The sequence below is a fragment of the Sorangium sp. So ce124 genome (assembly GCF_051525235.1).
Taxonomy (GTDB): Bacteria; Myxococcota_A; Polyangia; order Polyangiales; family Polyangiaceae; genus Sorangium; species Sorangium atrum.
The window spans coordinates 762,981-776,976 of record NZ_CP150312.1; the positions used below are offsets into that span (position 1 = coordinate 762,981).

Sequence of the window (13,996 nt, forward strand, 5' to 3'; positions counted from 1 at the left end):
GGTCGGATGGCGTCCCCCGTCGCGTTTCTCGCCCTCTCGCTCGCGTCGCTCCCGCTCCTTGCGGCGGCGCTCGGCTGTGATCGCCCAGGCCGCTCCGTCGGTCCGGCGCCTGCGCCGCCCAGCGTCGCGCCCGCCCCGGCGCGGGAAGGGGCAGCGCAGGCCGCGGACGGCGGCGCGACGCCGGCGGCCGCTGCGAGAGACGCCGCGCCCGCTGCCGCCGACGCGGCCGCCGCTGTTGCGGGGGCTTCGCCGCTCCGCGCGGACGCGCCGTTCGTGGAGCTCCCTGTCGAGGGGTTCCCGACCGCTGTGGTGTCGGTGCCGATCGGCGCCACGGCGCGGCGTCCCGTGCTCATCGCGTCGCACGGCAATTACGACCGGCCCGAGTGGCAGTGCCAGGTGTGGCGCGACATCGTGGGTGACGGCGCCTTCGTCCTGTGTCCGAGGGGCGTCGCGCGGCGCGATTCGCCGTCGGCGAGCGACGTCCGCTTCACGTACGAGAGCAACGCCCGCCTGGAGCAGGAGATCGACGCGGGGCTCGCGGCGCTGCGGGCGCGCTTTCCCGAGCACGTGGATCCCGGCGCGGCGCTCTACACGGGCTTCTCGCTGGGCGCGATCATGGGCTCCGCGATCGCCGCGCGCCGGGCGGCGCTCTTCCCGCGCCTCGTGCTGGTCGAGGGCGGACACGACAAGTGGACCCCGGCGACGGCCAAGGCGTTCGCGGACGGCGGCGGGCAGCGGGTCCTCTTCGTCTGCGCGCAAGCCGGGTGCGGCGCCGCCGCTGCCGCGGCCGCCGCGCGCCTCGACAAGGCGGGGGTGCTCGCTCGCGTGGCGCGCAGCAAGGAGGCCGGCCACCGGTACGACGGGCCGGTCGCCGAGGAGACACGACGGGCGCTGGACTGGCTGATCGACGGCGACCCACGCTGGTGAGCCGGAGCGGCGCGTGGCGCATGGGGAGCGCGCGCGATGAACTGCCGCGGCTGCTCGGCGGGTCGAGATGTCGCGCCGCGCGGGCGGCCTGGTCGGCGGGCGGCCTCTGAGCTAGACGAGGCCCGTTGCTCGTCATGGCTTGCTCTTTCCCGGATGCGCGCGCGCGCCGCCGCGGTGGTCGGCTGCGGCGCGCGTCGGCGCTCGCCGCGGCGGCGCTCGTGGCGGCCTGCGGCCCGGGCGAGGAGCCGCCGGGGCGCTCGGCCGCCGCGCAGCCGGCGGCCCTGGAGCCGGCGCTCGCCGACGCGGGCGTCGTGGAGCCGCTGGACGGCGGCGCGGCCGTCGAGGCCGAGCCCGCGGCGTCCAGGGAGGCGCTGCGGCCCGGGCGCGGTGACAAGCTCGCGAGCATCGCGATGCGCACGTTCGTGTACGCCGCGCCCGAGCGCGGCGCGCTCAAGCTCGGTTACCTGCGGGCCGGCGCGATCGTCGAGCGCGCCGCGGCGCCGTCGGGCGACGCGGGGTGCGCGGGCGGATGGTACGCCATCCATCCCCGCGGCTTCGTGTGCGTCGGCAAGGGCGCCTCGCTCGACCTGGACCACGAGATCGTCGTCGCGACGCCGGCCGGCCCGCGCCGCGGCGAGCCGTATCCGTACCGTTACGTCGTGTCGCGGAAGCCGCCGCCGCACCTCTACGTCCACCTGCCGAGCGAGGCCGAGCAGCGGCGCGTCGAGGGGCGCTCGCGCGCCCAGGGCACCCCTGCGTGGTCCCGCCGCGACGAGGCGCTCCTGGGCGAGCCGGAGCCGCTCACGCCCTTCTTCGCGAGCCGCCGCGACCTGCCCAAGCCGCTCGGCGCTGCCGAGAAGGTGCGCTTCCCCGCGCACCGCGGGCGCGCGCGGGCCGACTCGGCCTTCGGCTTGATCTCCACCTTCGAGTGGACAGGGCGGCGCTTCGGCCTGACGACCGAGCTCGACCTCATCCCGATCGATCGCACCTCGGCCGTCACCCCCACGGCGATGCGCGGCGTGGAGGTGAAGAGCGAGGGGACCCCCGCGTTCGTCATGCACCACGGGGTGCGCACGCTGAAGCCGGACGCCTCGGGCGAGCTCAGGCCGGACGGCTGGGCGGCGCACCGCTCCGGCTGGGTGCTCACCGGCAAGACGGCCGCCGGCGGCGCCTACGCGGAGACCGACGCGGGCGTGTGGATCCCCGCGTCCGCGCTGCGGGTCGCGCGGCTGGGCCGCGACTTCTGGGGGCACGCGGCGCGCGGAAGGAAGTGGATCGACATCTCGATCGCGCTCCAGACGCTCGTCGCCTACGAGGGCGAGCGCCCCGTCTTCGCGACCCTCGTCTCGACGGGCAGGGGCGAGCTCGGCGATCCCGCGACCACCAGCGCCACCGTGCAGGGCACGTTCTTCATCCGCGAGAAGCACGTCACGGCGACGATGGACGGCGACGAGCTCAGCGAGTCGTCCGTCGACCTGCGGGACGTGCCCTATGTCCAGTACTTCCATAACAGCTACGCGCTGCACGGCGTCTACTGGCACGACGCGTTCGGCAAGGTGCGGAGCAGCGGCTGCGTGAACCTCGCGCCCGCCGACGCGGCGTGGCTGTTCGCGTGGACCGATCCCCCCGTCCCCGAGGGCTGGCACGCCGCGTTCAACGACAAGGGCGGGACGCTCGTGTACATCCACGCCTGACCGCGCGCGGCCCGGTGCGGCGACGTGTAATGCCGCCGGACCGCGCGCGTCGGCCATGCATGCAACCCGGGACGACGCTGTTGGTGATCCAACTTCCTGCGCTGAGCTCTGGAGCGGTCGAGCTCAAATGCGGCATGAAGCCGCTGCGGGGCGCGGTCGTCCTCGGGCCCCGCACGTGATCGCACTCGCCACGCTGGAGCGGCTTCCATGAAATCACCTCACCTCGCCGGTCCGAACGCCCTGCTGATGCTCGTCGCTGCGCTCGCCGGCTGCGCGCCGCGCACCCTTCCCGCGAGCTTCCCCGCGTCCTCTGCTGCCTCACCGCAGGCCGCGGAAGCTCCCTCGCCGCGGATCGGCGTCGCCCTCTCGGAGGAGCCTCCGCTGCCCGGCGAGCCCGCCGCGGGCTGGGTCGGGCTCGAGCCGGCGGGGGGCGCCGGCGCCGACCCTCACCAGCACCACCACCACCATCATCACGCCCCGGCGCCGGCGACGCCGCCGGAGGGCGGCCCGGCGGCTACCAGGCCCGAGGAGCCTGTCCATGCGCACTGAACGCCGGCGATCGCGCGCGCTCGCCTCGCGCCTCTTGCCGCTCGTGGCGGGCCTCGCGCTCTCCTCGGCGGCCGCGGCGGGCTGCGCCGCCCCGTCGTCGACCGCCGACATGGCGCGGATCCGCGAGCTCTCCCGCTTCGAGCTCCCGCCGAGCGCGGCGTCGGAGGAGGTCGATCCGGAGCCGGCCGACGGCGCGCGCGCCCTCGGCCAGGCGCCGCGGCGGCCGCTCACCGCGGACGCCGCGGTGCGGATCGCGCTGCTCAACAACCGCGAGCTGCGCGCCGTGCTGAAGGAGGTCGGCGTCGCCCGGGGCAACCTCGAGCAGGCGGGCAAGCTGCCGAACCCGGAGATCGCGATCGGGGTGACGCCGCTGCAGGAGGGGGTCGAGCACGCGCACCTCGAGCTCGGGGTCGAGATCGACCTCACGTCGGCGCTCCTCTCGCCGCTCCACGCGAGGGCGGCGCGCTCGGAGCACGAGGCCGCGCGCTACCGCGCCGCGGGCGCGGTCGTCGATCTCGGCTACCAGGTGCGCGCCGCGTTCTACGCCGTGCAGGCGGCGGAGCAGCGCCTGGGCATCGCGAACCGCGCGCTCGACGCGTTCGCCGCGGCCCGCGACGCCGCCCGCGCGCTCTTCGAGGCGGGCAACGTCCCGGAGCTCGACGTGGCGACGCAGGAGGCGGGTTACGAGGAGGCGCGCGTCACGGCCGCGCAGATCGAGCTGGAGCTCCTCTCGCAGCGCGAGCGGCTCACCCGGCTGCTCGGCCTCTCCGGCGCGGCGACCTCCTGGACGATCGCCGGCGCGGTCCCGGCGGCGCCCGACGCGCTCGCCACGCCGCCGCGCGCGGAGTCCCTGGCCTTGCGGGCGAGCCTCGAGCTCGCGGAGCTGCGCAGCCGGCTCGAGGCGGCGGCGGGGCGCGCCGGGGCCTTGCGCGCCGAGGGCTGGGTGCCGGACGTGGCGCTCGGCGTTCACGGCGAGCGGGAGCTCGGCGCGAGCGACGAGGCGCACGAGCACCCGTGGGTCGTCGGCGCCGAGGTCCGCCTCTCGCTCCCGCTCTTCGATCGGCGGCAGGGCGCCGAGGCCGCGCAGGCGGCGGAGTTCGACGGCCTGCTGGAGCGCTACCACGGGCGCGCCGTCGATGTCCGCTCGGCGGTCCGCGAGGCGCGCAACCGGCTCTTGTTCGCGCACGCGCGCGCGCAGCACTACGCGCGCGTGATCCTCCCGGCGCGCAAGCGGGTCCTGGAGCAGACGTTGCTCCAGTACAACGCGATGCAGGTCGGCGTCTTCCAGCTGCTCTCGGCGCGCCGAGAGCAGCTCGACGCCGAGCTCGCGGCGGTCGAGGCGCTGCGCGAGCACTGGACGGCGAAGGCTGCGTTCGACGCGCTCCTGGCAGGGCGCCGCGTCGAGGCCGCGGGGGCCGGAGCTCCCGCGGCGATGCCGAGGGCCTCGGCCACCGGCGAAGGAGGGCATTGACATGGACCGACGTGCTTTCATCCACGCGGGCGGTCTGGCCGCCGGCGCCGCCATCCTCACGCAAGGGCTCGCCCATGCGCAGCAGCGCCCTGGCGCGCCGCCCGCCGCGGGCGCCGCGACGCCCCCGCCTCGCCGGACCGCGGCGCCCGGGGGGCAGCCCGCCGTGGTGACGCCGAACGGCAGCACGCTCCCGCTGCGGGTGGTGGACGGCGTGAAGGTCGGCCACCTCGTCGCGGGCCCCCTAGAGCACGAGATCGCCCCCGGCCTGAAGAGCGAGGTGTGGGGCTACAACGGGAGCACGCCCGGGCCGACCATCGAGGCGGTCGAGGGCGATCGCCTGCGCATCTACGTGACGAACTCCCTGCCGGAGGCCACCACGGTCCACTGGCACGGCCTCGTGCTGCCGAACGGCATGGATGGAGTCGCCGGGCTCACCCAGCGCCCGATCGCGCCCGGCGAGACGTATGTTTACGAGTTCGTCGTGCGGTATCCGGGGACGTACATGTACCACTCCCATTTCGACGAGATGACCCAGATCGCGCTGGGCGCGGTGGGGATGTTCGTCGTGCACCCCAGGAGGCCCAGGGGGCCGCGCGTGGACAGGGATTTCGTGCTGATGACGCACGAGTGGAAGATCAACGCGGGGGCGCGCCGGCCCGATCCGAACGCGATGAGCGACTTCAACGTCCTCACGTTCAATGGCAAGGCGTTCCCCGCGACGGCGCCGCTCCTCGTCGGCCGCGGCGAGCGGGTGCGCGTGCGCCTCGGGAACCTCGGCCCGATGGATCACCACCCGATCCACCTGCACGGCCTGTCGTTCCAGGTCACGGCGACGGACGGCGGGTTCGTCCCCGAGTCGGCCCAGTACCCGGAGACGACGGTCCTTGTCCCGGTCGGCAGCACGCGGGTCATCGAGTTCGTCCCCGAGGAGCCGGGCGACTGGGCGGTGCACTGCCACATGACCCATCACACGATGATGCAAATGGGCCATGGCCTGCCGAACATGGTCGGCGCCGCGACCGGCGCGCTCGATCGGCGGATGGGCCGCGTGATGCCCGGCTACATGACGATGGGGACCACGGGGATGGGCGGCATGGGCGAGATGCCCATGCCTGTCCCCGCGAACAGCCTGCCGATGCGCGGCGGGGCCGGGCCGTTCTCGTACATCGACATGGGGGGGATGTTCACCGTCCTCAAGGTCCGCGACGAGCCGGACAAGGCGGACCCGGCCGGGTGGTACACGCATCCGGCCGGCACCGTGGCCGGGCCGGCGAGCGCCGAGCGGATGCGGGCGGACGGCATCGACCCCGCTTCGGGAGGGAAGCCGGGCGGGTGAACCTCTCGGCGTGAGCGAAAGCTCGCGGCCGGCATCTCGTCCGCGCATCGAATCGAGAGGGCCGGGGGGGCTCGGGCTGCCTGCGGCGTTGCGGGTCGGCCGTCTCGATGGACACACGGGGGGACACACGGGGCGCGGTCGAGCGACCACAGGTCAGCCAAAATCTTCAGCGATTTCAATGAGCCAGAAGCGGTCCACGCCTTGCCATATCCGGTGGCGAGGCCGGGACGCCCCGGATCGCGGAGGAGTGCTTCGATGGCAATGAAGATGGCTCGACGGATGAGTTTTCTGGCGCTTTGCACGGTCTCGCTCGCCGGCTGCGGCGAGCGTCACGACGCGCGGCCTCCGGCGCAGGCCGCTGCCGCGAGCCCCGCGGCGACGCAGTGCCCCGAGCCTGCAGCCGCCGCGGCGGCGGCGCCCGCAGGCCCGCCGGCCGCGACGGTGACGGCGCCCGCGCCGGACGCGAACGTCGTGGCGGACAAGGGGAGCAAGGGGAGCCGTGAGGCCAAGGAGAAGGGGAGGGGGGCGGCGGAGCTGAAGGTGAAGCGGCTGGTGATCGCGGAGGGGGTGAAGGACCGCGAGCCGGTGGCGCCGGGGACGACGTTCCACGCGCCGGAGACCCCGCGGCTCTATGCGTTCCTGGAGGTCGAGAACCGGAGCGACGCGGAGGGCGAGGTGACGGTGGCGTTCGTCCCGCCGGGCGGCGGGGCGCCGGTGGGGAACGTGACGCTCGGGGTCGGGCCGTCGCCGCGGTGGCGGACGTGGGCGTTCACGCGCGGGGCACGGCAGGCGGGGGAGTGGACGGCGGTCGTGCGGTCGGAGACGGGTGAGGAGCTCGCGCGCGCGCCGTTCGAGGTGACGCTGTAGCCGAGGGCGGCTGGGCGCGGGAGGCGCCCGTCGTCGTCAGAGCGTCAGGGCGCGTCCTGCGGCGCTTCTGCCGTTGCATCCTGCTCGACGACGCCGAGGTACACCTGGTCGACGTCGAGCGCGCCGCCGAGGGAGGACAGCGCTGCGTGCTCGCCGGGGCCGTGGATCCGGAGCAGCCAGCTGCCGTCTGGCTGCCGCGTGAACACCTCGATTCGCGGCGCCTTCTGCGATGCGAGCACGTACTCCTCGAGCGACGGTAGCGTCCGGTACTGGGCGAACTTGTCCCCGCGATCGTAGGCCTCGCTGGATTCGGAGAGCACCTCGACGACGACGCGTGGGTTCAGGAGCGTGTCGCGCTGCTCGTCTTCGAACTCGGGACGCGCGCAAACGACGGCGCCGTCGGGGTACACGTAGCGGCGCGTGGCGGCGATCTTGATGCGCATGTCGGAGGTGAGCACCCGGCACCCCCGGCCGCGGAGCGCGTTCCGCAGCTCACCGATGATGTTCGCGGCGATCGCGCTGTGCTCCAGCGTGCCGCCCGCCATGGCGAAGAGCTCGCCGTCCGCGTACTCGTGGCGAAGCGGCGACGAACGCTCGAAGTCCAGGTATTCCTGCGGCGAAAGGCCGGTGCGGACCGCGGCTTGTGCCATGTCCCGCAGTTTCACCCGGGAGACGGAGCGCGTCCACGGGCGAGAGCTTTGCAGATGCGCAGCGGGCAGGACCCTTCCTGCGGCGTCAGGCGGGCACGAGCTCGACGAGCGTGATCTCCGGCGGACAGTTGATGCGGACCGGCAGCCAGCCTCCGGCACCGGCGTTGACGTGGAGGCGCCGACCGCGGTGCTCGTAGTGACCGTTGTGGTAGAGCCCGGCGGGCAACATCGGCGTGAGGGCGTAATCGCCGATCCTGCCGAGCGAGATCTGCCCGCCGTGCGTGTGGCCGGACAGCATCAGATCGAACGGCAGCTCGCGGGCGGTGCGGAACGTGCCCGGATGGTGGCTGAGGACGACGCGCGGCGCGCCGTCGTCCCGCATCTGGCCTAGCGCTCGATCCAGTCCGTCGCGCGTCGGGCGCCGGGCGGGCTCTCCCGGGCGCGCGCGGCTCGGGTAGTCGATGGCGCCCATCCACAGGTGATCGCCGCCGATGCGGACCTCCCGCGCCTCGTCGACGAGCACCTGGGCGCCCGCTTCCTCGAGGCCCTTCACGATCGTCCCCACGTCGGCCGATCGCGCGGCGATGTACTCGTGGTTGCCCATGCAGAAGAAGAGCTGCCCTCGGGCGGGGCGCAGGCCCCGGAGCAGCCGCGCGGACAGCTCGAGCTGCGAGACGTGGTGATCGAGCAGATCGCCGGTGACGACGTGGATGTCCGCGCGGATCGCGTTCATGGCGTCGCGGAGCTCGTCGAGGCGCTCCGCGTCCATGAAGCTGCCGACGTGCACGTCGCTGAGCTGCGCGATGGTGACGCCGTGCAGGCTCGTCAGCTCGCGGCGCACCGGCAGCGCGAGCCTCACCACGACCGGTCGTTGCCGCGACGCGAGCACGCCGCCCATCGAGACCGCGACCGCCGCCGCGGGCAGCGCCCATGTCGCGCCGACGACGAGGCGGCGGCGGCGCTCGTCGACGGCCTCCGGCCGGGCCTCGATATCCGCTGGCGCGGGGATGTCCTGAGCGGCCGGATTGGCTTCGGCGCCGCCGCTGGCCTGCGTGTTCGTGGCGGTCTGGGCCTCCAGCGCAATCGGAGCGTTTCGGCGCGGCTGGAGCCGGTGGAGCGCCCGGGCGGCCGCGCACGCGAGCGTGACGATCCCGAGGAGCAATCCGTAGAGGAGCAGGCCCACCTGCGCGCCCATGGCGATCAGCGCCAGCGGCTCCGGCGCGTGGCGCTGGAGCGCGCGCAGCCCGGAGAAGCTCGCCGCGGCCATGAGCAGCGCCGGGAGCGCGGCCAGCAGCAGCCCAGCAGCGCAGAGCCCGCTGACCACCGCTTCATGTCGAGGGAACGCCGCGCGGAGCCGCCGCCAGAGGATCAGGCCGAGGAGGCCGTTGACGAGCGTGACGACGAGGCCGCCGAGCTGGTACACGCGGCTGAAAGTAGCATCGCGTCGATCCTGCGTCCGGCCGCGGCCCCGCGGCTGCGCTGCCTGCGGGGTTCCCTTGGCAGGGATTCGCCGTGCTGAGCACGCGGATGTCCGCCGCGTACAGGGCGTCGAGCGCGCCGCGATCGATCAGCGGCTGCTGTGCCGGCGGCACGCCGCGCGGCCAGCCCCAGGGCCCAGCTCCTGCGTCAGGGCACCTCGGAGCTGACCGGGATATCCTTTGCTTCGAGCCCCTCGAGCGACGCCTTGCCCGACAGCGCGTCGAGGTCGCCGCGCGCGTCCCGGAGGTAGCCATTGAAGAACGCGGCGAGGTAGCCCATCGCGATCGCCTGCTGCTCGCGCCGCGAGAGCGCCGCGTGGCCGTCGAGCGGCTCGGCGAGGCCGAGCGACGTCGTGTAGCCGAAGTGGTTCGCGCCGGGCAGGGTCACGAGGTGCTTCGGGGCGCGCGCGCTACCGTAGAGCGCCGCCGGGACGGAGGCGGCGATGGGATCCGCGGTGCCGCGGACGACGAGCGCCGGCCGAGGCGCGAGCGCGTCGATGGGCAGCGCGCGCTCGGGGGCGCCCGCCGGCGCGAGGAGCGCGAGGGCGCGGACATCGAACGGGCAAGCGGCGTCGAGCGCGAGCGCGAGCGCCGCCTGCGCGCCGAGCCCGTGGCCGATCAGGCCCACCCGAGCGAAGTCGGCCAGGAGGGGGCCCCGGGAGCCGGCGCGGAGGTGCGTGAGCGCGTCCCGGAGCACCGCGGCGCGGCGCAGCGGCGCGTCGTCGGGCGTGAGCCACGAGAGATCGGGCGCGACGACGACGAAGCCCCAGCGCGCGAGGTGCGCCATCACGCCGGCGAGCTGGCGGTAGTCCTGGGCAAGACCCGCGGGGGATCCCGCGGTGGCCACGCTCGTGGCGAGGCGCCGCTCGTGGGCGATCGCGATGACCGGGAACGGGCCTCCCGCCGAGAGCGGCGCCTCCTCGCCGTCCGCGGACGCGGGGTAGTAGAGCAGCGCGGCGCTCCGCGCGGGGCATCGGTAGAGCGCGCCCTGGAACGGCCACGTGTCGGGGTAGCAGGCGTCCGCCGACAGCGAGAGCGCGCCGATGCGCCGGAACCCCGCCCGATGCGGTCCGGCGCGCAGCCGCGGCGACGCGCTGGTCGGGAGCGGCGCAGGCGGAGGCGAGCTCGTGGACGGGGGCGGGCGAGAGGGCGTGGCGGCAGGCGGGCGAGAGGGCGTGGCGGCAGGCGGAGGGAGCGTCGCCGGAGAGGGGACATCCGCCGGAGAAGGGGGCGCGTTGCCGAGGATCGCGCGCTGCGACCACAGCGCGCCGTCGCGGGTCGCGTGGACGATCCGCCCTTCGGCGCGCACCGCGAGCTCGATCCGCCCGAGCGGCCAGCTCTCGCTCACCGATACCGCCTCGCATCGGCCCAGATCGGTGGCGAACACGGTCGGGCCGCGGAAGCGCGCCCCGTGGGCGCCGTCGTCGCGGCACCACCGAGCGAGCCCCACGCGCGCGAGCGGCGAGAACAGCTCGAGGGTCGCAGATCCGCCGATCGCGCTCCGGAAGAGCGCCGGTGTCCCGCGGACCCCGGAGACCACCTCCTCCGGGCCGTGCCACCCGGCCCCGGACCCGGGAGAGCGCCAGAACATCAGCAGGCGATCGCCGACGCGCGCGACGACCTCGAGGTCGCCGGGCGCGTGCGGTCCGTGCGGCGCGCCGGCCACGCGCTGGATCATCGCGACCGCCTCGAATCGACCGAGCCCCTCGCCGAAGATCACCGGGCCGCGCCAGCCGAGCTCGGCGGTGTCGTTGTCGCGGTGGTAGTGCGCGATCCCGCCGCTCGCGTGGGGCACCACGAGCTCGAAGTTGCCCTTGCCCCCGGAGCCTCCCTGGATCAGGGCGGGGTCGCCGGCTGCGCCCTCCGCGAAGAAGCGCGGCTCGCTCCACGACGGCTCGCTCGAGGGCGCGCACCAGAACGCGGCCAGCCGATCCCCGGCGCGCACCACCGCCTCGAGGTGGCCTGGATCGCCGAAGTTGCTCTGGATGAGCGACACCGCCTCGACCGGCCCGAGGCCGCTGGCGAACGTCGCCACGTGACGCCACGGCCCGGAGGCCTCCTCGCGGCGGTGGTGCTCGACGCCGAACGGCGTGTCGGCGGCGGGCAGGACGAGCTCGAGCGTGCCGCGGGAGGCGCATTGCAGGAAGAAGCCGCTGGTCGTGGTGGGCATGGCGCTGACGGCGTCCAATTTACCGGCGAGGCGCCGCCGCGCCTACCGCAGCATCTCGGCGAGCCGCTCGCCGGTCGCCGCCGCGAGCCCCCGGGCGAGCGCCCGCGGGTTCAGCTCGACCGCGACGGCCACCGCGTCCGGCGCGTGGGTGGCGAGCGGCCGCTCGACCGGCGCGTCCAGCCCGAGCAGGTGGCCGAACGAGCCGCCCGCGAGCTCGTTCCAGGCCGCGAGCAGCTCCTCCGAGGCGGCCTCCCCGCTCGTCGAGAAGTCGCCCGCCACCGCGATCGCGAGCGCGATCCCCTCGCGCGCGCTCGGCCTCGCGGCCGCGCCCACGGCGGTGGCCGCCGCGAGCAGCCCCCGCGCGCCGCGGGCGAGCTCCCCGTCGAACGGCCCCGGCGCGAACGCGCGCACGGGCGCCGGGCCGAGGCGGGCCTCGAGCGCGCGCAGCGGGCCGCCCGAGAGCGCCGCGGGCGAGCGCTTGAGGCGCCCGAGCGCGTACAGCGACGCGACGCGCGCCGGCCCGCGCAGCGGGCTGCCGCCGTCCTGCACGCAGGCCACGTCCTCGCCGAGCAGCACGAGCGCGCGCGGCGTCGTGCCGATGTCGCCCGTCACGCGCACGACGTCCGGGCGATCGAGCGCGCGCCGCTCCTTGCCCGTGAGCCGCCGCCGGAAGAGGCGCTCGATGGCGCGCGGATCGCCGCTGTGGCGCGCCACGTAGAGCGTGGCGCCGCCCGCCGGCCCCGCGCCCGCGTACGACGCGATCGCGGCCTCGCGGACCTGCCGCAGATCGACGCCGGTCGCGCGGGCGTGCCGGGCCAGGTTCTCCTCGGGCGCCACGAGCGCGATCGACGGGATGAGCCACGGCACCGCCGCGACCTCGCGGGGCCGGACGAGGATCAGCCACCTGAGCCCCGCCTGCGGCAGCAGGCGCGTCAGGTCCGCCGTGGCGAGCGGCGGCAGCGGCGGGCTCGGCCGGGCGGGCGGCCGCGGCGCGCCGCCGCACGAGGGCAGCGCGAGGCCGAGGGCGCAGCCCAGGGCGCCGCCGAGCACGGCGCGCCGGCGAGGCGCTCGCCCGGGCGCGTCAGCCAACGACGAGGTGGGCGAAGCGGCGGTTCTTCGAGCCGACGCGGACCAGGTAGCGCTTCCCACGCTCGAGCTTGAGCTGCTCGTCCTTGACCACCTCGCCGTCGAGGTGCACCGCGCCGCCCTTCACGAGGCGCCGCGCCGCGGAGGTCGACTCGGCGAGCCCCGCCAGCGCCAGCGCGTTGCCGATCGGGATCGTGTCGCGGTCGCTCGCCACGTGGAGCTCCTCGATGTTCTCCGGCAGGCCGCCGGCCGCGACGCTGCGGCGCCGCTCGAGGGCCGCGCGCGCGTCCTCCGCCGAGTGGAAGCGGGTGACGATCTCCTGAGCGAAGAGCTCCTTCACCGCGATGACGCCCTGCTCGCCGCGGAGGACCGCCTCCCGCAGGGCGGCGATCTCCTCGGGCGGGCGCGACGACAGGAGCTCCATGTACCGCCAGATCACGCCGTCATCGACGAGCATCAGCTTCTGCAGCATGTCGAACGGCGGCTCGGTGATGCCGACGTAGTTGTCCGCGCTCTTCGACATCTTGGCGCCCACGACCTTCCCGTCCTCGACGCGCGCGTTCGTGCCCTCGAGGAGCGGCATCGTCATCACCATCTGGGCGCGCTTTCCGTAGCGGGGCATCAGGTCGCGCGCCACGAGCAGGTTGAAGAGCTGATCGGTGCCGCCGAGCTCGATGTCGGCCTCGAGCTCGACCGAGTCGTAGGCCTGGAGGAGCGGGTACATGAACTCGTGCACGTAGATGGGCCGCGCCTCCTCGTAGCGCTTCTTGAAGTCGTCGCGCTCCAGCATGCGGGCGACTGTGTACTTCGCGCAGAGCTCGATCATCTGCGTCGGATCGAGCTTGTTCAGCCACTCGGAGTTGTAGCGGACCTCGGTCCTGTTCTTGTCGAGGACCTTGAACGCCTGCGCCTGGTAGGTCTCGGCCGCGGCGACGACCTCCTCGCGCGAGAGCCGCGGGCGCAGCTCGTTCTTGCCGGTCGGATCGCCGACCATCGCCGTGAAGTCGCCGACCACGAAGACCACGTGGTGCCCGAGCTCCTGGAACTCCCGCATCTTCTGCATCACCACCGTGTGGCCGAGGTGGAGATCGGGGCGGGTCGGGTCGAAGCCGGCCTTCACGCGCAGCGGCTTGCCCTCGCGGATCCGCTCCTCGAGCTCGGCTCGGACGTGGAGGTCGACGACACCCTTGCAGAGGATCTGGAGCTGACGTTCGGCGGGGACCATGGGGGCCCGCTTCTACCGCGCAGCGGAACCGCCCGCCAGGGGGGCGACGCGCCTCGGCGCGCGAGCGAAGAGGGCGCCCCGAGCGACGAGGTCACGTCGTCACCTCGTGCGGCGCGTCACGTCACCTCACCTCACGCACGCGCCGCGCGCCGCCTCATTCGTCGTCGGTCTCCTCGTCGTCCTCGTCCTCGTCGTCGTCGTCGCCCGAGATCGCGTACGCGCGGCTCGCGTTGACGAGCTCCTTGAGCTCCTTGCCGACCTTGAAGAACGGAAGGCGCTTGGCGGGCACGGGCACCGGCTGGCCCGTGCGCGGGTTCCTGCCGCTGTAGGGCTTGTACGGCCTGACCGTGAAGCTGCCGAACCCGCGGATCTCGATGCCTTCGTTGCGCTGGAGCGCCTGCGTCATCGCGTCGAAGACGCAGTTCACGACGAGCTCGGCTCGAGCCTTGGTGAGCTCCCCCCGTCCCGCGATCGCGTCGATGAGCTCGCTTTTCGTCATGGTCCACCTCCCCCACCCCAGCGGACCGCCGCCGGCGCTCGACT

12 protein-coding genes are annotated in these 13,996 nt (G+C 74.6%); 6 read left to right on the plus strand and 6 right to left on the minus strand.

Translation table 11 applies throughout. From position 1 onward, the window contains the following. Window positions 1-6: 6 nt before the first annotated feature. The 6 genes from WMF19_RS02825 (at window position 7) to WMF19_RS02850 (ending at window position 6,844) form a co-directional block, all read left to right on the plus strand. A complete protein-coding gene (locus WMF19_RS02825; RefSeq protein WP_437897680.1) occupies window positions 7-927 on the plus strand; it encodes a hypothetical protein in 921 nt (306 codons plus the stop codon). A 134-nt stretch (window positions 928-1,061) separates the two neighbouring features. After that, window positions 1,062-2,621: a L,D-transpeptidase gene (locus tag WMF19_RS02830; RefSeq protein WP_437897681.1), complete on the plus strand. Its 1,560-nt coding sequence runs from the start codon at window positions 1,062-1,064 to the stop codon at window positions 2,619-2,621. 207 nt (window positions 2,622-2,828) lie between these two features. After that, the gene (locus WMF19_RS02835; protein WP_437897682.1) at window positions 2,829-3,170 is read left to right on the plus strand and encodes a hypothetical protein; all 342 of its coding nucleotides are present in this window, start codon (window positions 2,829-2,831) and stop codon (window positions 3,168-3,170) included. Beyond that, window positions 3,160-4,641 carry a TolC family protein gene (locus WMF19_RS02840; protein ID WP_437897683.1) on the plus strand — a complete coding sequence of 494 codons (1,482 nt, stop codon included), beginning with the start codon at window positions 3,160-3,162 and terminating at the stop codon, window positions 4,639-4,641. The genes WMF19_RS02835 and WMF19_RS02840 overlap by 11 nt, the downstream gene beginning before the upstream one ends. Before the next feature lies 1 nt (window position 4,642). Then, window positions 4,643-5,977, plus strand: coding sequence for a multicopper oxidase family protein (locus tag WMF19_RS02845; protein ID WP_437897684.1), 1,335 nt, complete (start codon window positions 4,643-4,645; stop codon window positions 5,975-5,977). A 255-nt stretch (window positions 5,978-6,232) separates the two neighbouring features. Next, the gene (locus WMF19_RS02850) at window positions 6,233-6,844 is read left to right on the plus strand and encodes a DUF2914 domain-containing protein (RefSeq protein WP_437897685.1); all 612 of its coding nucleotides are present in this window, start codon (window positions 6,233-6,235) and stop codon (window positions 6,842-6,844) included. A 44-nt stretch (window positions 6,845-6,888) separates the two neighbouring features. On the opposite strand, the gene WMF19_RS02855 is transcribed toward WMF19_RS02850, so the two are convergent. From WMF19_RS02855 to WMF19_RS02880, 6 genes are all read right to left on the minus strand, one after another. Continuing rightward, the gene (locus WMF19_RS02855; protein WP_437897686.1) at window positions 6,889-7,494 is read right to left on the minus strand and encodes a Uma2 family endonuclease; all 606 of its coding nucleotides are present in this window, start codon (window positions 7,492-7,494) and stop codon (window positions 6,889-6,891) included. Between the two features lie 85 nt (window positions 7,495-7,579). Next, a complete protein-coding gene (locus WMF19_RS02860) occupies window positions 7,580-8,917 on the minus strand; it encodes a metallophosphoesterase (protein WP_437897687.1) in 1,338 nt (445 codons plus the stop codon). Window positions 8,918-9,120: 203 nt separating this feature from the next. Beyond that, the gene (locus WMF19_RS02865) at window positions 9,121-11,142 is read right to left on the minus strand and encodes an alpha/beta hydrolase (RefSeq protein WP_437897688.1); all 2,022 of its coding nucleotides are present in this window, start codon (window positions 11,140-11,142) and stop codon (window positions 9,121-9,123) included. Window positions 11,143-11,184: 42 nt separating this feature from the next. Then, window positions 11,185-12,231, minus strand: coding sequence for a hypothetical protein (locus WMF19_RS02870; RefSeq protein WP_437327360.1), 1,047 nt, complete (start codon window positions 12,229-12,231; stop codon window positions 11,185-11,187). After that, entirely contained in the window at window positions 12,224-13,453 is a 1,230-nt protein-coding gene (tyrS, locus tag WMF19_RS02875; protein WP_272097607.1) for a tyrosine--tRNA ligase, read from the minus strand. The genes WMF19_RS02870 and tyrS overlap by 8 nt, the downstream gene beginning before the upstream one ends. Before the next feature lie 154 nt (window positions 13,454-13,607). Continuing rightward, a complete protein-coding gene (locus tag WMF19_RS02880) occupies window positions 13,608-13,952 on the minus strand; it encodes an HU family DNA-binding protein (protein ID WP_437297590.1) in 345 nt (114 codons plus the stop codon). Window positions 13,953-13,996: the final 44 nt, after the last annotated feature.

Coding starts and splice junctions, on each gene's coding strand:
- WMF19_RS02850 (WP_437897685.1), top strand. CDS start 6,233: ATGGCAATGAAGATGGCTCGACGGATGAGTTTTCTGGCGCTTTGCACG.
- WMF19_RS02880 (WP_437297590.1), bottom strand. CDS start 13,952: ATGACGAAAAGCGAGCTCATCGACGCGATCGCGGGACGGGGGGAGCTC.
- WMF19_RS02830 (WP_437897681.1), top strand. CDS start 1,062: ATGGCTTGCTCTTTCCCGGATGCGCGCGCGCGCCGCCGCGGTGGTCGG.
- WMF19_RS02825 (WP_437897680.1), top strand. CDS start 7: ATGGCGTCCCCCGTCGCGTTTCTCGCCCTCTCGCTCGCGTCGCTCCCG.
- tyrS (WP_272097607.1), bottom strand. CDS start 13,453: ATGGTCCCCGCCGAACGTCAGCTCCAGATCCTCTGCAAGGGTGTCGTC.
- WMF19_RS02835 (WP_437897682.1), top strand. CDS start 2,829: ATGAAATCACCTCACCTCGCCGGTCCGAACGCCCTGCTGATGCTCGTC.
- WMF19_RS02840 (WP_437897683.1), top strand. CDS start 3,160: ATGCGCACTGAACGCCGGCGATCGCGCGCGCTCGCCTCGCGCCTCTTG.
- WMF19_RS02845 (WP_437897684.1), top strand. CDS start 4,643: ATGGACCGACGTGCTTTCATCCACGCGGGCGGTCTGGCCGCCGGCGCC.
- WMF19_RS02865 (WP_437897688.1), bottom strand. CDS start 11,142: ATGCCCACCACGACCAGCGGCTTCTTCCTGCAATGCGCCTCCCGCGGC.
- WMF19_RS02855 (WP_437897686.1), bottom strand. CDS start 7,494: ATGGCACAAGCCGCGGTCCGCACCGGCCTTTCGCCGCAGGAATACCTG.